This window comes from Sphingobacterium sp. UGAL515B_05 (assembly GCF_033097525.1).
GTDB lineage: Bacteria > Bacteroidota > Bacteroidia > Sphingobacteriales > Sphingobacteriaceae > Sphingobacterium.
The window spans coordinates 2080243-2097647 of record NZ_CP109907.1; the positions used below are offsets into that span (position 1 = coordinate 2080243).

Below are 17405 nucleotides of genomic sequence, written 5' to 3' on the forward strand. Positions count from 1 at the left end.
TTTATACGATATGAGCGAATTTATAAGCAAGATAACATCTAATCAGCCTGTCTTCGAAGACAACGATCCGCAGGACGAGCTGATTACCCTAAATATTGGTCCCACGCATCCCGCTACGCATGGCGTATTTCAGAACGTGGTACAAATCGATGGCGAGCGTATTGTGAGTGGCGTGTCCACGATCGGTTATATTCACCGCGCATTTGAAAAAATTGCTGAACATCGACCTTTTTATCAAATAACGCCTTTGACTGATCGTCTAAATTATTGCTCGTCTCCAATCAATAATATGGGCTGGCATATGACCGTTGAGAAACTGCTCAAGATAGAAATTCCTAAGCGGGTGCAATATATGCGTGTTATCGTTATGGAGCTTGCCCGTATTGCGGACCATATTATTTGTAATGGTATTTTGGGGGTAGATACGGGTGCTTTTTCGGGCTTTTTGTATGTGATGCAGGAACGCGAGTTTATCTATGAAATCTTTGAAGAAATCTGTGGCGCTCGTCTGACAACGAACATTGGTCGTATTGGAGGCTTCGAGCGTGATTTCAATGCTATAGCCTTTGAGAAAATACGTGAATTTCTGAAACGCTATCCTCCGGTCTTGCGAGAGTTTGAAGAGTTGTTTGTTCGTAACCGCATTTTTATCGAACGAACGTCGGGTGTTGCTGCTGTAACAGCAGAAGATGCCCTGGATTATGGCTGGTCTGGTCCTATTTTACGGGCGACAGGTGTAGATTACGATGTGCGCGTACAGAATCCTTATTGCTCGTATGAAGAATTTGATTTCGATGTACCTGTTGGTACAACAGGGGATGTATACGATCGTTTCATGGTTCGGAATGCCGAAATGTGGCAATCACTTCGGATTATTGAACAGGCATTAGCGAAAATAGAGAAAGAACCTAAAGGCGTTTTCCACGCGGAGGTTCCTGATTTCTATTTACCTCCGAAAGAACAGGTGTATACCAATATGGAAGCTCTAATTTACCACTTTAAAATCGTCATGGGTGAGGTGGACACCCCTAAAGCCGAAGTTTATCATGCGGTCGAAGGGGCAAATGGTGAACTTGGTTTTTATTTGATTCATGATGGTGGACGGTCACCTTATCGTCTGCATTTCAGGAGACCTTCTTTTGTCAACTATCAGATGTTTGCGCCAATGAGTGCAGGAATGCTGATTTCAGATGCCATTATAAATATGAGTAGTCTTAACGTTATAGCTGGAGAATTAGATGCTTAGTGTAAAACAACATAATGAAAATGTAACGTTTTCTCCAGAATTGTTAGCCAAGTTTGGAGAAGTGGTAAGCCGTTACCCCGAAGGAAAGCAGAAATCGGGCTTATTGCCCATTTTACATTTGGTTCAGGCGGAATACGGCTGGGTCAGCGCAGATGCGATGGATAAGGTTGCTGTTTACCTGAATATATTACCGATTGAGGTGTATGAGGTGGCAACCTTCTATACCATGTTCCTGTTACAGCCTAAAGGAAAATATGTACTGGAGATTTGTCGTACCGGGCCTTGTTGTTTGGTCGGTGCAGAGCGTATTATGGGGCATTTAGAGCAAAAGCTCGGTGTAAAGGAGGGCCAGGTCACAAGCGATGGGCTTTTCTCTTGGCGTGGTGTAGAATGTTTGGCTGCCTGTGGTTTTGGACCCGTCTTACAGATCGGTCCTGAGTATACATTCTATGAGAATCTGACAGAAGATAAAGTCGACGAATTGATTGATAATTTAAAAGCTAAAACAGAATAATATGGCACGTAAACTTTTGTTGACTCATATCGATGTTCCGGGCATCAATACCTTTGAGGTCTATCGACAAAAAGGTGGTTATGTTGCTGTTGAAAAAGTATTAAAGACAATGTCCCCTGAGGACGTTGTCGAAGAGGTTAAGAAGTCTGGATTACGTGGTCGTGGGGGAGCTGGTTTTCCGACGGGGATGAAATGGTCCTTTTTGGCCAAACCTGAGGGGGTGCCGCGCTATTTGGTCTGCAATGCCGACGAGTCTGAACCAGGGACATTCAAAGACCGTTATTTAATGACACATATTCCGCACGCACTCATTGAGGGAATGATTGTATCCAGCTTTGCTTTGGGGGCTCATACCTCGTATATCTATGTGCGTGGAGAGATGATGCCACAGATCAGAATTCTGGAGCGTGCTATTGCTGAAGCCAAGGAAAAAGGGTTTTTGGGTAAAAATATTTTAGGTTCGGGGTATGATCTGGAGATCTATGTTCAACCGGGAGGTGGAGCGTATATCTGTGGAGAGGAAACGGCTTTATTAGAGTCCTTAGAAGGTAAACGCGGTAACCCACGTATTAAACCCCCTTTTCCAGCGATAGCGGGTTTATATAACTGCCCGACAGTGGTGAATAATGTGGAGTCTATTGCAACCACAGTTCCCATTATTAATTTGGGTGGTGAAGAGTATGCTAAAATCGGTGTAGAGCGTAGTACCGGAACAAAATTGATTTCCGCTAGCGGAAATATTGTAAAACCTGGTGTCTATGAGATCGAACTTGGTCTGCCCGTTGAAGAGTTCATTTACTCGGATGAATACTGTGGTGGTATTGCCAATGGGAAACGAATGAAAGCGGTCGTAGCCGGCGGCTCTTCGGTGCCTATTTTACCGGCTAATCTGATCTTGAAAACTGCTGCTGGAAATAGCCGGTTGATGACTTATGAGTCATTGGCTGATGGTGGCTTCCAAACCGGTACAATGCTTGGGTCAGGTGGTTTCATCGTATTTGATGAGGATCAATGCGTGGTGCGTAATACCTGGAACTTTGCGCGATTCTATCATCATGAAAGCTGTGGCCAATGCTCGCCTTGTCGTGAAGGAACAGGTTGGATGGAGAAGGTACTGCACAAGATCGAGAGCGGTCATGGTGCTATGGAGGATATTGATTTACTGTGGGACGTTCAACGAAAAATAGAAGGGAATACAATTTGCCCATTGGGGGATGCTGCGGCATGGCCTGTGGCAGCTGCAATACGACACTTTAGGGATGAATTTGAATGGCATATCCTGCATCCGGAAGAGTCACAAACAAAAAATTATGGACTGGCACATTATGCTGATCCTTTACAACCAATAGTATCATAATAGAAGCTGTAACGATAAATTAATCATATCATGGCAGAAGCGGAAGATATAAAGTTTAAGGTCACCATTGATGGTATACCGGTAGAGGTTGCTCCTGGGACAAGCATATTAAATGCAGCGAGACAGATCGGCGGCGATATAGTCCCTCCGGCAATGTGTTACTACTCCAAACTGGAGGGAAGTGGCGGTAAATGCCGTACCTGCTTGGTAAAAGTATCCAAGGGATCTGAAAAAGATCCGAGGCCTATGCCCAAACTGGTTGCTTCTTGCCGTACAACGGTGATGGACGGTATGGAGGTGCAGAATATCACTTCGCCGGAGGTGGTGGAAGCGAGAAAAGGGGTTGTTGAAATCTTATTGATTAACCATCCGTTGGATTGTCCTATCTGCGATCAGGCTGGTGAATGTAAATTGCAGGATCTTGGATATGAACACGGCAGTGCTCATACACGCTACGAATTCGATCGACGTACCTTCGAACGCATTGATCTGGGCGATAAGATCCAATTGCATATGAACCGTTGTATTCTCTGCTACCGTTGTGTTTATGTCGCAAATCAGTTGACCGATCAGCGTGTACACGGCATTTTAGGAAGAGGGGATCATGCTGAAATATCTACGTATATCGAAAATGTAATCGATAATGATTTTTCCGGAAACGTCATTGATGTATGTCCTGTGGGTGCTTTGACGGATAAAACCTTCCGTTTTAAGAATAGGGTATGGTTTACGAAGCCTGTCGATGCTCATCGCGATTGTCCGACATGTTCGGGTAAGGTAACCTTATGGTATAAAGGCGAAGAAGTTATTCGGGTGACTGCTCGAAAGGATGAATATGGTGAGGTGGAGGATTTTATCTGCAATACCTGTCGCTTTGATCAGAAAAAAACGAGCGATTGGGTGTTGGAAGAACCGACAGAAATAGATCGCCATTCCGTCATTTCTGCCAATCACTACGAGTTATTTAATCCGCCGAAAGTTGTTAAAGAGAATCCGATACTGCAGGAACAAAATCGCGAACAGTTGGCTAGAACAGAAAAATTGAAATAATCACAAACATGGAGTGGTCTTTTGTCATCGAAAAATTAATACTGGTGTCCATAGTTTTCGTTATCACCTTGGTGATCGCGATGTATTCGACACTTGCGGAACGTAAAATTGCAGGCTTTATGCAAGATCGATATGGGCCTGATCGGGCTGGTATCTTCGGGATCTTACAACCCTTGTGCGACGGGGGGAAGTTTTTCTTTAAAGAGGAAATTATCCCGGCAGGCGCACATAAGGTGCTCTTTATTTTGGGACCTACAATTGCGATTATAACGGCATGTATTAGTTCAGCCGTTATTCCATGGGGGCAGGAGCTACAGATTGGAGACCGAACGATTTCTTTGCAGGTTGCACAAGGAATCAATGTAGGGGTGTTGTATATGTTTGGTGTGATTGCACTGGGTGTATATGGTATCATGTTGGGCGGCTGGGCTTCCAATAATAAATTCTCACTTATGGGGGCAATTCGTGCAGCATCACAGAGTATCAGCTATGAGATTGCAATGGGATTATCACTTATTGCGCTATTGATGGTAACGCGCACTTTGACACTCGAAGAAATCGTTGCACAACAGTCGGGTTTTGTCAATTGGAATATCTGGTCACAGCCCTTGGGCTTTCTCATTTTTATGGTCTGTGCTTTCGCCGAATGTAATCGGGTTCCTTTTGATTTGCCAGAATGTGAAACGGAGCTTGTTGGTGGCTACCATACGGAGTACTCCTCCATGAAATTGGGGCTTTATATGTTTTCCGAATACATCAATATGTTTGTTTCCTCGGCGCTGATGGCATCTCTTTATTTTGGCGGATACAATTTCCCTTTTATGAATGATCTGGGATGGTCGGCCAATATGATCACGATCGTCGGGGTGGTTGCATTCTTCATTAAAATATTGCTGTTTATCTTTTTCTTTATGTGGGTGCGCTGGACTTTACCACGTTTCCGCTACGATCAATTGATGAATCTGGGCTGGAAGATGTTGATTCCATTGGCGATTGCCAATATTGTACTTACAGGTGTATTTACATTGATTAAAGATACTTATTTCTCATAAGAAAGGACATTTTATGCAACTAACCAATCGTAAAAAAGTAATTGAACAAAAACCGATGACATTTTCGGAAAGAATTTACTTTCCCGCTATTATCAAAGGTTTACGCATTACATTAAGGCATTTTTTTAAGAAAATTCCAACCATTAAATATCCGGAGGAAATAAGACCTTATTCGAAAAACTTCAGGGGCCAGCATTCGCTCAAACGTGACGAAGAAGGGCGTGAGCGTTGTACAGCCTGTGGATTATGTGCCTTATCCTGCCCTGCGGAGGCGATTACAATGACCGCTGCGGAGCGTAAAAAAGGGGAGGAGCATCTTTATCGCGAGGAAAAATATGCGTCAGTATATGAAATCAATATGTTGCGTTGTATTTTCTGTGGCTTGTGTGAAGAGGCTTGCCCGAAAGAAGCGATCTATTTGGATGGACCACATGTGACAGCAGATTATCTCCGTAAGGATTTTATCTATGGAAAAGACAAATTGGTCGAACCAACTTTTGATATTACCAAGTTAAAGAGCTAAACCAAGAAATTATGACAGTATTTTATTTTGTAGCCTTCTTGTCTATTTTCTTTGCGCTGATGACCATTTTTACAAAAAATCCTGTGCACAGTGTATTGTATCTGGTCATTACGTTTTTCACGTTTACCGTACATTATATTCTTTTGAATGCGCAGTTTTTGGCTGTGGTGAATTTCATCGTATACATGGGAGCCATCATGGTTTTGTTTTTATTTGTATTGATGCTGCTCAACCTGAATAAGGATATCGAACCCATGAAATCCAATTTGGTTAAGTTTATGGGCGTAATCGCCGGCTGTTGCCTATTGGTGACTTTCTTCGGTGTATACCGCGTATTTGATATTTCTAATCCCTTGACTGTTGTTAATCCAGAAATTGGGTTGGTTAAGAATCTGGGTAAGGTGTTGTTTAACGAATTTTTGCTTCCTTTTGAGTTATCATCATTATTGTTATTGACGGCAATGATTGGAGCAATATTATTAGCTAAGAAAGAACCTAAACAAATCTAATGGAAACAGTTGTTCAACAGTTGCAGGGGGTGCCAATAAATCATTATCTGATTTTTTGTGCGATTATTTTCGTTATTGGTGTTATTGGTGTTCTTATTCGCCGTAACGTCATTATTATTATGATGTCTATTGAATTGATGCTTAACGCGGTAAATCTTCTTTTGGCTGCTTTTTCAGTGCAGCATGGCGATTCATCCGGGCAGGTGTTTGTCTTCTTTATCATGGCATTGGCGGCGGCAGAAGTTGCCGTTGGCTTGGCGATTATTATTATGGTATATCGGAATACGAAGTCTGTGGATATCGATTCCTTAAATAAACTGCGTTGGTAGAACTTAAGAAATAAATACGATGAGTGAATTAGTCTGGTTGATTCCCCTTTTGCCCTTAATCGGGTTTATAGTGAACGGATTGGGTAGGAATACCTTTTCCAAAGGTATGATAGGCGCTGTTGGCAGCGCTGTAGTGCTTATTTCTTTTGTATGTAGCTGTCTTCTGTTCTCCGAAGTCTACCAAGCGAGACAAGCTGGACAAGCAGGCATCATTGAACAACATGTATTTGATTGGATTGCAGTGGGCAATCTCAAGGTTGGATTGTCTTTTTTGGTAGACCCGTTAAGTGCGATCATGCTCTTAATCGTTACGGGAATTGGTTTCCTTATCCATGTCTATTCCATTGGTTATATGCATCATGATAGTGGATTTGGTAAGTTCTTCGCTTATTTGAATCTCTTTATCTTTTTTATGTTGCTATTGGTATTGGGTTCCAATTACCTGGTCATGTTCATTGGCTGGGAAGGTGTAGGACTATGTTCTTACTTATTGATCGGCTTTTGGTACAAAAATAGTTCCTATGCAAATGCAGCGAAAAAAGCATTTGTGATGAATAGAATAGGTGATTTGGGTTTTCTACTTGCGGTATTTTTAATACTCGGAACCTTTGGGTCTTTAGAATTTTCAACTGTATTTCCAGCAGCTAAGAATTTCGCTGTCGGTGATATTACTGTCGTTAGCATTACCATTTTATTGTTTATTGCTGCGACAGGTAAATCTGCGCAGATACCTTTGTTTACCTGGTTGCCAGATGCCATGGCTGGCCCGACACCCGTGTCGGCCCTGATCCATGCGGCGACGATGGTTACAGCCGGTATTTATATGATTGCACGTTCCAATGTATTGTTTATTCTTTCACCGTTTACCTTACAACTCATTACAGTCATCGCTATTTGTACAGCACTACTGGCTGCTGCGATTGCACTGACGCAGAATGATATTAAGAAAGTATTGGCTTATTCAACCGTTTCACAACTTGGGTATATGTTCCTTGGCCTTGGTGTCGGAGCATTTACGGGAGCGTTTTTCCATGTATTGACTCATGCCTTCTTCAAAGCTTTACTATTCTTAGGGGCTGGATCTGTTATACATGGTATGAGTGAGGAACAGGATATGCGTAAAATGGGCGGCTTGAAGAAAGCAATGCCTATTACTTATCTGACGATGTTGATGGGGACAATTGCGATTGCGGGAATTCCGCCATTCTCAGGTTTCTTCTCCAAAGACGAAATATTGGCGGGCGCTTTTGCCGCTAGTCCGGTCTTATGGGGTTTAGGGTTTATTGGTGCATTAATGACGGCATTCTATATGTTTAGAATGTTGTTTATGACATTTTCTGGAACATTTCGTGGTACGGAAGAGCAAAAGCATCATTTGCATGAATCTCCGAAGAGTATGACCATGCCACTCATTGTATTGGCTATACTTTCTGTGGTTGGAGGTGTAATCAACTTACCAGCTGTTTTGGGCGGTAATCATTGGCTTGAGGATTTCCTGGCGCCAGTGTTCTCAGAGGGAAAAGCGATAATACCTGCAACTCATCATTTGGAACACAGTACTGAATATGTATTAATGGCCGTTTCTGTTGTTGGGGTATTGATTATGGTTGCTTTATCCTTTAATAAGTATGTTAAACGACAACAGTTACCTGAAGCGGGAGAAGGTACCAGAAGTTTCTTGGCGAATCTATCTTACAATAAGTTTTACGTGGATGAACTTTATGATAGCATCATTGTACGTCCAATCAATTGGCTCTCGGCTTTCTTTGGGAATGTTGTGGATCAACGTGGGATTGACGGTGTTGTTAACGGTGCCGGGAAAGCAACATTTGATACAGGAAAAGTATTGCGTTTGCTCCAGAATGGTAATGTTGGTTTTTATTTATTGATGATGGTAATTGGGGTGATTGCCATTTTCATCTATGGATTGTTGAGTCTTTAATTTTGGTATAATCGATGGATAACTTGTTTTTACTTATTTTATTGCCGTTAATAAGCGCATTGATTCTAACGTTCTTAAAGACCAATGCTGCAAAGTCTATTGCCTTGATTTTATCATTACTGTCTTTGGCCTTGACTATTCCTTTCCTTTGTACTTTTGACGCGAATGGCGGAATGCAATTTGAACAAAATTGGCTATGGATTTCTTCATTGCATATTCATTTTCATATCGGCGTTGATGGAATTAGCTTGCCGTTGATCTTATTGACGAATGGGCTGATGCCTTTAATTATTGCAACAACCTTTAAGAAGGATTATAAAGGAAACTTTTATGCATTAATGGCTTTTATGCAAGCGGGCTTATTGCTCGTATTTATGGCCTTGGATGCGTTTACTTTTTATGTGGGTTGGGAGATTGCCCTGATTCCGATTTATTTTATTTGTGCACTTTGGGGTGAAGGAGATCGTATCCGCGTAAATTTGAAATTCTTTATTTATACTTTTTTGGGTAGCCTTTTGATGTTGATCGGTATTCTTTATCTCTATCAACAAGTGCCCAATCGTGATTTTGAATGGACTTCATTTATTGCATTAGATTTGGGGGGAAATACACAGCGATGGTTGTTTTGGGCTTTTTTTGTTGCTTTCGCCATCAAAATACCAATTTTTCCTTTTCATACTTGGCAACCCAATACGTATACAAACGCACCTGCAGCAGGTACGATGTTGTTGGCGGGTATCATGCTCAAAATGGGGGTTTATGGTTTAATGCGTTGGCTATTGCCTATCGCACCAGCCGGTGTTGCTCTATACGGACATTTTGCAATGATCTTATGCGTTATTGGGATCGTTTATGCTTCCATTATTGCAATTAAACAAGATGATGTGAAGCGATTGATCGCCTATTCATCAATAGCCCACGTTGGCTTAATTAGTGCTGGTGTCTTCACATGGAATACGAATGGCCTGAGTGGAGCAACTATTCAAATGTTAAATCACGGTATTTCTGTGATAGGGCTTTTTTATGTGTTGGATATTATTCAGCAACGCACACAGACACGTAGTCTCACTGAGCTTGGTGGAATAGCAAGCAAGGCACCTCGGTTGGCCATCTTCTTTATGATTATTTGTATGGGAGCAGTGGGGTTACCATTAACGAATGGGTTTATTGGTGAGTTTTTATTATTGAAAGGCGTTTTTCAATATGGATTTTGGTTTGCTGTTTTTGCGGGTTTAACCTTAATTCTGGGTGCAGTTTATATCCTTAGGCTTTATCAAGGAACGATGCTGGGAGAAACGACCGAAAGAACTATACAATTTGAAGATGTAAAAGGAACGGAACTTATTGTATTGACAGTGGTCTCTGTCTTGATCCTTTATATTGGTATATTCCCTAATTTCCTATTGAACCTTTCTGCAGGTTCTGTGGAAGTTTTAAGTACATTTTTAGGCAGATAATAGATATATTTAATTGTATGGGTGCAATAATTACACTTTCGATATTAGCATTAGTCGTCCTTTACCTTGGCTTATTCAAGATGAAATCTATGCTGCTGCCTGTTTCTATTCTTGGCTTCTTGGTCGCAATTGGTTTCTTATGGAATGACTGGACTTCTACCAGCGGACCTCTCTATAGTGGGATGGTTCATTTTGATCATTATGCTATTGCTTTCTCGATCTTATGTATCGCAGTTACCTTGTGCATCTTTGTAATCTCAAAGGGATATTTTGATGAGGAGGGACAAATTGCGGAGTATTATTCATTATTGATTTTCTCGCTCACAGGTGCTGTTCTTGTCAATAGTTATCATAATTTTTCAATGCTTTTTTTAGGTATTGAAATTATGTCTGTAGCGCTTTATATTTTGGTCGGTATACGTAAAAGAGACAAAGCATCAAATGAAGCTGCATTAAAGTACTTTTTAATGGGAGCTTTCTCTACTGGGTTTCTGCTGTTTGGTATTGCCCTGTTATACGGTGCTACTGGATCATTTGATTTAAGTGAAATCAAAAACTATGTCGTCAATAACCCGCAGGCAATTTCACCTTTGTTTTATGGTGGAATATTGCTCCTCATTGTGGGATTGACGTTCAAGGTGGGCGCTGTTCCCTTTCATTTCTGGACACCTGATGTTTATGACGGGGCTCCGATACTGATTACGAGTTATATGAGTACGGTCGTTAAAGTTGCTTCTTTTGCTGGATTGTTACGTTTATTCAGTTATAGTCTATTGCCTTTACAAGATTTTTGGACGCCAGTTTTCTTAGTGATCGCCATTCTCACCTTATTTGTTGGAAATATTTCTGCATTAATGCAGTCTTCTTTCAAACGTATGCTTGCTTATTCAAGTGTTTCGCATGCTGGGTATATGTTATTTGCGATTGTTGCAGTTGGGGCTACTTCGGCTAATAGTATCTTTGCTTATGGCCTTGCCTACTCGCTGGCAACCATTGTTGCCTTTACAGGATTGATTCTTGTCAAGAAAACGACTGGATCTGAGCATTTTGAAGCTTTCAATGGTTTGGGTAAACGAAATCCTTTGCTTGCATTTGCCATTACAATAGCCATGCTTTCTCTTGCGGGAATACCGTTGACAGCTGGATTTATTGGTAAGTTTATGATGTTTTCTTCCGTTATGGAAAATTATCATATTGTTTTGCTGGTATTGGCAGTAATCAATGCGGGCATTGCTGTGTATTACTACTTGAAAGTTGTCGTTGCGATGTACTTTAGAGACAGCGACGAGTCTTGTGTTAATGTGCAATGGAACTATTCATTTGTCCTATTTCTTGCTGTTGTGCTTACAATTTTGATAGGGGTATACCCAGACTGCCTTTTAAAATTAATATAAAGTTTCTGTTAAAATACTTGTTGTTTATTAGAGCATGGCGATTTCGCCGTGCTTTTTTTATTTTTATTGGTATAACTCTTGCATACAAATTGTATATTGTAAAAAAGAAATCCTATCAAATTACAGATGGCGTTTAAAGTGTGTGTTAAATCTTTTTCGATTCGTGTTTTAAGTGTGTTACTTTTCCTCGTTATCTGCGGACAAGTAATTGCACAGGACTTTATTCGTGGAAAGGTCGTTGATGCGCAAACAGGCAAGGGTATTTCAAGGGTTTCAATTAACTGGCTTGGGGAAGATCGTGGTGGCACGAGCGATACCCTTGGATATTTTAAGATTCAGGATGCCAAGAAATTCCGACAGCTTGTATTTGGAGCAGTGGGCTATGAGCGGAGGACAGTGGATGTTCGTCGGTTACAAGATTCTATGCTGACGGTGCACTTAATTGCCTCGAATAATACATTAGAGGAAGTCATCGTCAATAGAAAAAACAAAAAGCCTAAAGATCCAGCTATTGCACTGATTGAACAGGTAATAGCACATCGACCACAAAATCATTATACCCGTATACCTGAAATTCGTTTTGACGAATACGAGAAGACGCAATTTGGTTTTGTCAATCCTGAAGATAAAGCGAAGAAATTTCCGAAACCATTCCGATTCCTCTTTGAAAATGTCGATTCTACAGCTTTTCGGGGACTGACGATTGCACCGTTTTATTTAGAAGAAAACTATGCTAATGTCTATTCATCCCATAATCCAGATCGTAGTAAGAAGATTGTCATCAGCCACAATCAGACCGAATTAAATCCACGCTTTTTTAACAATGATAATTGGCAGACGCGGTTTCAGACAATACTCCGCGATGTTGACCTCTACGATAATACGATTCAGGTCACAAACAAGGGTATCTTAAGCCCTATCGCTACCGGTGCCACGGCTTTTTATAAATACAAAATTCAAGATACGATAAAGATTGAAGGGAAGGATTATATTGAGCTCCATTTTGAAGGCAAATCGGCTATTGATTTGCTCTTTTACGGCGATCTACTCATCTCCGACGATACAAGGTTTGCTGTTCATCGCGCGACCTTGAATATAGGCCGTACAGCGAATATCAATTGGATAAATGACGTGCAGATAGAGCTCAGCTATAGCGAATTTAAAAACGGTAGTATGCTTCCCGTTCATGCAGACCTGAAAATGTTATTTGGCGGGAGTAAGTCGGATGTATTGTATGGACGTAGGGAAACGCAGTACCTCGGACATCGCACAGATTCTATTTCGAACGAAAATTTTGCTGGGGTACCTGTCGAAAAAAGATATCTCCTGCAATCTGCGTCAAATGTACCAATCGTCGGCGTCAGACCAAGCCCATTAAGCCATGCTGAATTAGGGGCATATCAAAAAGTTGATTCGGTGCAGAATATGCGGTCTTTTAATCAGTTGGTAGCATTGGGTTATTTATTGGCAAAGGGGTATTATAATGCCGGGAAGGTTGAGTTTGGACCACTGGAATATCTTTATAGCCGTAATAATTACGAAGGAAACCGTTTTAGGATGAGTGGTCGAACGACACGCTTGTTTTCGGAAAAGGCCTATATTGAGGGGTATACAGCCTATGGCGATAAGGACAAAGCGCTAAAATACTACTTGAGTACGGCATTTACATTAAATGGAGAGCGTATTGTTCAATTTCCCGCGAATTATTTGCGCTTTACCGTACAGCACGACGTTATGGAACCAGGGCGAGGTTTGGGTTTCTTAAAAGGAGATGGTTTTTTCCGTTCGTTTGGGAAGAACAGGCCTAATAAATGGCAGTTTAACGATATCTATCGTCTCGATCATTTGATTGAATTTGGGAATCATATTAGTGTAGGAACGGCATTTACACATACGCGCAGGCAACCTCGCGGTGATTTGTTTTATATCAATAGCCTACCTATACCGGATACAGTTCGTCAAGTAAATACCAATGATCTACAGTTGATTTTGCGCTGGGCTCCGAATGAAGAATTTACCTATCATAACCTAGATCGGGGAACGGTAGAGAATAAATATCCCATCTTTACATTGCAATATAATAAAGGTTTGAAAGGCTTTTGGGGGGCAGATTATAGTTATGATGCGCTGCGGTTCAGTGTATTCAAACGATTGTTCTTATCGCCAGCAGGACAAGCTGATTTTGAATTCTCCGGCGGGAGAATTTGGGGGAAACACCTGCCTTATACCTTATTGGAGCTTCCAGAGGTCAATAGAGATAAGCAGGGCCCCTTGGTGAATTTTGATTTGATGGCTACCTCCGAATTTGTTTCAGACCAGTTTTTGAAATTGACTTATTATCACAATTGGAACGGTTTCTTTTTTAATAGAATACCTTTGTTCAGAAGACTGAAGTGGCGTGAAGTGACGGGATTCAAAGCTTTTTATGGCAAATTAAGTGATGCCAATAATCCTTTTGTTACGCCCGAAAATATTCAGTTTGAGGCGGACAAAGATGGTATTATTCAAACAAAAGCCCTGCGTAACAAACCGTATGTCGAAGGACTTGTGGGGGTGGATAATATCTTTAAATTGATTAGATTAGAGTATAAAAAGAGATTAAGCTATAAAGGTGGTGAAGGAGTTCCTTCTGACACCTTTACGGCATCCTTACATTTTAATTTTTAGCAATTATGGTCCAATATTCAAATTTACAGTACGCTATTAAAGATAGCATTGGCTATGTCATCATTAATCGCGAGCCGCAGCTGAATGCCCTAAATCAGGAAACACTTGATGAATTGCAAGATATCTTTAAACATTTCAATTCCGACGATCATGTAAGGGGTATTATCCTGACTGGTGCTGGACACAAAGCATTTGCCGCAGGCGCAGATATTAAGGAATTTATGGATTTGTCTGTGATTCAGGCACGATGGCTTAGTGAAAGAGGACATATTATTTTTACGGATCTTATCGAAGCTTCCCCGAAGCCAGTTATTGCCGCTATAAATGGATATGCTTTAGGTGGAGGGCTCGAGGTGGCTTTAGCTTGCCATATCCGCATAGCTTCTGAAAATGCTAAGATGGGACTTCCGGAGGTTTCTCTGGGGCTGATTCCGGGTTACGGCGGTACGCAGCGTTTGCCCAAATTGATCGGAAAAGGACAGGCGATGCAAATGATTTTAACGGGCGATATGATTGATGCGCAGCAGGCTTATGAAATAGGACTGGTCAATGAGGTGATCGCACAGGATAAACTAATTGCCCGGGCGGAGGAAATACTCCAAAAGATATTTACGCGCTCGCGTGTTGCCATAACAAATGCCATTGCGGCCATTAACGCCGCTGAAGACAGACAACAGAATGGGAATAAGGTGGAAATGGACGCCTTCGGTCATTTGTTCGGAACAGAAGATTTCAAAGAAGGTGTGTCGGCGTTTTTAGGGAAAAGGACACCCAATTTTGAATAAGGCCGCAATACTTCGCTAAACGCTATACGTTGTGTATTGGCAGGTTTGAATGTCGATGAAGAGATGAGATAGCACCAAGAAAAGATGTTCGAATGGAGAGCCAATCGTTTATAACCAATTGTTTAGAGGTAACTGGTCTGGATGGCTTATGAATCTGAAGGGTTTAACCGACATTATTTTTGATATTTTTTGCGATATTCTTGGGGGGACATTTTCATTTCTCGTGTAAAGGCCTTTGAAAAATGAAAGGGATCATAAAATTGGAGCTTAAATGCGATTTCTTTAATCTTGAGTAGCGTAAATTGCAGGTAAGAGCAAGCTCTTTGCATCCGTAGTTGATTGTAATACACCATGGGGGGGTAAGACGTTTTCTGCTTGAACAAGTTAATAAGATGTGATTTAGAATAGTTGAAATGTGCGGCAATCTCTTCCAAATTGATATTGTTCTCCAGGTTGTCTTTCATAAATATGATGATGTCCTGTATAATATTGTCTACTTGAATTCGGTTACTTTCTCTAAACTGTGTCTGATATTGAATGGAAGCTAAAAAATATTGAAAGCAAAAACTCGTATACTCCAAATTTTCTGGGCTGTACCCCATTTCCAGATTTTTGTAGATGCTTTCGAAGAGCTGGATGCGGTTGGCATGTTTGTTTGAATCCGCGTCATCTATATGAATCACTTGGCCCATGATATGTTTAAAAAGAGCCGCATCCGTCCCGGCGAAATGAATCCAATAGATGCTCCAGGGATCATTTGATTTTGCGCCATAGCAATGGGCACTATCTCTCGGTATAATAAATACATCGTTTCTTTTAAGGTTGTGCGTTGTGTCATCCTGTTTTATCCAACCACTTCCTTTTTCGCAATAAATCAGAATATATTCCTTGCATCCTTCTGGACGATCACGGTAGTGTTTTTTTGCATTGGGATAATAGCCGATATGTGTGATGTGTAATTTTGTTGTGATGTTGTTGTCTGCCTGGTAGTTGCATACGGCATAGGGAAGGACAATCGCCTTTTCTCCTTTGAATCCTTCAGCGATGACATCTTGGTTTTGTTTCATAAATCGAGCTTGTTTTTGGTTATCCTTATAAAAATAGTAATATTTTACATGTTTATCGTGTTCACTTACATGATTCTCCCCAAGTAATCCATTACTTTTACCTAAGTAAATCTAAATATGTAAACTCTTATGCAAAAGACTGCGACAACCTATCTGCTATTGATCACTTTTGTGGCAGCTATTGGTGGATTTCTATTTGGATATGATTGGGTAGTTATTGGAGGTGCGAAACCATTTTACGAGGCTTATTTTCATTTGGAATCCGATCCTGCATTGCAGGGATGGGCCATGTCTTCGGCGATTGTGGGAAGCTTTGTTGGTGTACTGCTCTCGGGGGGACTGGCAGATCGCTATGGTAGAAAACCACTGATTTATACAGCCGCAATTTTATTTATAATTTCTGCATTGGGAACCGGCATGGCGTCCGAACTTGACACTTTTATTATTTATCGGATTTTGGGCGGGATAGGGATTGGTGTGGCCTCCAATTTGGCTCCGATGTATATCGCGGAAATTGCCCCCGCAGAAAGTCGGGGAAAATTTGTATCGGTCAATCAATTAACCATTGTACTGGGCATACTTGCAGCGCAAGTAGTCAATTGGCTCATTGCAAAGCCGGTTTTAGCTGGAGAATCTATTCTAGAAACCTGGAATGGGCAAGAGGGTTGGAGATGGATGTTTTGGGCAGGAGCGATCCCAGCGGTCGTTTTTTTGGTGCTGCTTTTCCTGATTCCCGAAAGCCCCCGTTGGTTGTATTCGAAAGGGAAGCACGAACAGGCAAAGCGTGTGTTTTTACGCATGGGCGGAGATGAATATGCAGCAGAAAATATTCAATCTATTGCCGAGGCGGCTGAACAAAGTCAGGGTAAAACCCGAAAAAGAAATTTATTTCAGGGCAAGTTGCTGCGGTTGTTGTTGCTAGGGAGCTTTATTGCGGTCTTTCAGCAGTGGTGTGGGATTAATGTTATTTTTAATTATGCCCAAGAGATTTTTACGGCTGCCGGATATACAGTTTCCGGGATGCTTTTCAATATTATTATCACTGGAGTGATCAATGTAATTTTTACATTCATTGGCATGTATCTGGTCGATCGAATTGGTCGTCGTGCATTGATGCTCTTCGGATCGGCAGGACTTTTTGTGATTTATATTGCCTTAGGAGCATGTTATTATTTCAATTGCAGTGGCATTTTTGTGCTTCTCCTTGTGCTCGCCGGAATTGCGGTGTATGCAATGACCTTGGCACCTGTTACTTGGGTAATTATCGCCGAAATATTCCCTACCGCTGTAAGGGCGCAGGCTATGGCGATTGCGACATCATTACTATGGATTGCATGTTTTGTGCTCACGTATACTTTTCCTTTACTGAATCAAAATCTGGGCGCAGCTGGTACATTCTGGCTGTATGGAGGAGTCTGTTTTATCGGTTATCTGTTTCTATGGAGCCGACTGAAAGAGACCAAAGGAAAAAGCTTAGAAGAAATTGAACAAGAACTGGAAGGATAATTGGCAC

15 protein-coding genes are annotated in these 17405 nt (G+C 41.4%); 14 read left to right on the forward strand and 1 reads right to left on the reverse strand.

What is annotated here, in order from left to right; genetic code table 11:
* Nucleotides 1-10: 10 nt before the first annotated feature.
* The 13 genes from OK025_RS08445 (at nucleotide 11) to OK025_RS08505 (ending at nucleotide 14825) form a co-directional block, all read left to right on the forward strand.
* Nucleotides 11-1246, forward strand: a complete 1236-nt coding sequence (locus tag OK025_RS08445) for an NADH-quinone oxidoreductase subunit D (RefSeq protein WP_317669094.1) — start codon at nucleotides 11-13, stop codon at nucleotides 1244-1246.
* Nucleotides 1239-1760: a complex I 24 kDa subunit family protein gene (gene nuoE, locus OK025_RS08450; RefSeq protein WP_075990305.1), complete on the forward strand. Its 522-nt coding sequence runs from the start codon at nucleotides 1239-1241 to the stop codon at nucleotides 1758-1760. Before OK025_RS08445 ends, nuoE begins: the two co-directional genes overlap by 8 nt.
* A gap of 1 nt (nucleotide 1761) precedes the next feature.
* Nucleotides 1762-3117: an NADH-quinone oxidoreductase subunit NuoF gene (nuoF, locus tag OK025_RS08455; RefSeq protein ID WP_317669095.1), complete on the forward strand. Its 1356-nt coding sequence runs from the start codon at nucleotides 1762-1764 to the stop codon at nucleotides 3115-3117.
* A gap of 30 nt (nucleotides 3118-3147) precedes the next feature.
* On the forward strand, nucleotides 3148-4167 hold the full coding sequence (locus tag OK025_RS08460) for a 2Fe-2S iron-sulfur cluster-binding protein (protein WP_317669096.1): 1020 nt from the start codon (nucleotides 3148-3150) through the stop codon (nucleotides 4165-4167).
* A gap of 8 nt (nucleotides 4168-4175) precedes the next feature.
* Nucleotides 4176-5219 (forward strand): NADH-quinone oxidoreductase subunit NuoH, encoded by a 1044-nt coding sequence (gene nuoH / locus OK025_RS08465; protein ID WP_317669097.1) that lies wholly within the window; start codon nucleotides 4176-4178, stop codon nucleotides 5217-5219.
* 13 nt (nucleotides 5220-5232) lie between these two features.
* Nucleotides 5233-5742, forward strand: coding sequence for a NuoI/complex I 23 kDa subunit family protein (locus tag OK025_RS08470; protein WP_046673082.1), 510 nt, complete (start codon nucleotides 5233-5235; stop codon nucleotides 5740-5742).
* Nucleotides 5743-5753: 11 nt separating this feature from the next.
* Entirely contained in the window at nucleotides 5754-6251 is a 498-nt protein-coding gene (locus OK025_RS08475) for an NADH-quinone oxidoreductase subunit J (protein ID WP_317669098.1), read from the forward strand.
* Nucleotides 6251-6580, forward strand: coding sequence for an NADH-quinone oxidoreductase subunit NuoK (gene nuoK / locus OK025_RS08480; RefSeq protein WP_046673084.1), 330 nt, complete (start codon nucleotides 6251-6253; stop codon nucleotides 6578-6580). Before OK025_RS08475 ends, nuoK begins: the two co-directional genes overlap by 1 nt.
* Nucleotides 6581-6599: 19 nt before the next feature.
* Entirely contained in the window at nucleotides 6600-8522 is a 1923-nt protein-coding gene (nuoL, locus tag OK025_RS08485; RefSeq protein WP_317669099.1) for an NADH-quinone oxidoreductase subunit L, read from the forward strand.
* Nucleotides 8523-8536: 14 nt separating this feature from the next.
* A complete protein-coding gene (locus tag OK025_RS08490; RefSeq protein ID WP_317669100.1) occupies nucleotides 8537-9979 on the forward strand; it encodes an NADH-quinone oxidoreductase subunit M in 1443 nt (480 codons plus the stop codon).
* Between the two features lie 17 nt (nucleotides 9980-9996).
* Entirely contained in the window at nucleotides 9997-11373 is a 1377-nt protein-coding gene (locus tag OK025_RS08495; protein ID WP_317669101.1) for an NADH-quinone oxidoreductase subunit N, read from the forward strand.
* 126 nt (nucleotides 11374-11499) lie between these two features.
* Nucleotides 11500-14040 carry a DUF5686 family protein gene (locus OK025_RS08500; RefSeq protein WP_317669102.1) on the forward strand — a complete coding sequence of 847 codons (2541 nt, stop codon included), beginning with the start codon at nucleotides 11500-11502 and terminating at the stop codon, nucleotides 14038-14040.
* A 5-nt stretch (nucleotides 14041-14045) separates the two neighbouring features.
* Entirely contained in the window at nucleotides 14046-14825 is a 780-nt protein-coding gene (locus OK025_RS08505) for an enoyl-CoA hydratase/isomerase family protein (protein WP_317669103.1), read from the forward strand.
* 173 nt (nucleotides 14826-14998) lie between these two features.
* Here the strand turns inward: OK025_RS08505 and OK025_RS08510 are convergent, their stop codons facing one another.
* Nucleotides 14999-15892: an AraC family transcriptional regulator gene (locus OK025_RS08510; protein ID WP_317669104.1), complete on the reverse strand. Its 894-nt coding sequence runs from the start codon at nucleotides 15890-15892 to the stop codon at nucleotides 14999-15001.
* Nucleotides 15893-16021: 129 nt separating this feature from the next.
* Between OK025_RS08510 and OK025_RS08515 the strand changes: the two genes are divergently transcribed.
* Nucleotides 16022-17398 (forward strand): sugar porter family MFS transporter, encoded by a 1377-nt coding sequence (locus OK025_RS08515; RefSeq protein ID WP_317669105.1) that lies wholly within the window; start codon nucleotides 16022-16024, stop codon nucleotides 17396-17398.
* Nucleotides 17399-17405 lie beyond the last annotated feature (7 nt).

Coding starts and splice junctions, on each gene's coding strand:
- OK025_RS08500 (WP_317669102.1), top strand. CDS start 11,500: ATGGCGTTTAAAGTGTGTGTTAAATCTTTTTCGATTCGTGTTTTAAGT.
- nuoE (WP_075990305.1), top strand. CDS start 1,239: ATGCTTAGTGTAAAACAACATAATGAAAATGTAACGTTTTCTCCAGAA.
- nuoF (WP_317669095.1), top strand. CDS start 1,762: ATGGCACGTAAACTTTTGTTGACTCATATCGATGTTCCGGGCATCAAT.
- nuoL (WP_317669099.1), top strand. CDS start 6,600: ATGAGTGAATTAGTCTGGTTGATTCCCCTTTTGCCCTTAATCGGGTTT.
- OK025_RS08445 (WP_317669094.1), top strand. CDS start 11: ATGAGCGAATTTATAAGCAAGATAACATCTAATCAGCCTGTCTTCGAA.
- OK025_RS08505 (WP_317669103.1), top strand. CDS start 14,046: ATGGTCCAATATTCAAATTTACAGTACGCTATTAAAGATAGCATTGGC.
- nuoH (WP_317669097.1), top strand. CDS start 4,176: ATGGAGTGGTCTTTTGTCATCGAAAAATTAATACTGGTGTCCATAGTT.
- OK025_RS08495 (WP_317669101.1), top strand. CDS start 9,997: ATGGGTGCAATAATTACACTTTCGATATTAGCATTAGTCGTCCTTTAC.
- OK025_RS08475 (WP_317669098.1), top strand. CDS start 5,754: ATGACAGTATTTTATTTTGTAGCCTTCTTGTCTATTTTCTTTGCGCTG.
- OK025_RS08490 (WP_317669100.1), top strand. CDS start 8,537: ATGGATAACTTGTTTTTACTTATTTTATTGCCGTTAATAAGCGCATTG.
- OK025_RS08515 (WP_317669105.1), top strand. CDS start 16,022: ATGCAAAAGACTGCGACAACCTATCTGCTATTGATCACTTTTGTGGCA.
- nuoK (WP_046673084.1), top strand. CDS start 6,251: ATGGAAACAGTTGTTCAACAGTTGCAGGGGGTGCCAATAAATCATTAT.
- OK025_RS08460 (WP_317669096.1), top strand. CDS start 3,148: ATGGCAGAAGCGGAAGATATAAAGTTTAAGGTCACCATTGATGGTATA.
- OK025_RS08470 (WP_046673082.1), top strand. CDS start 5,233: ATGCAACTAACCAATCGTAAAAAAGTAATTGAACAAAAACCGATGACA.
- OK025_RS08510 (WP_317669104.1), bottom strand. CDS start 15,892: ATGAAACAAAACCAAGATGTCATCGCTGAAGGATTCAAAGGAGAAAAG.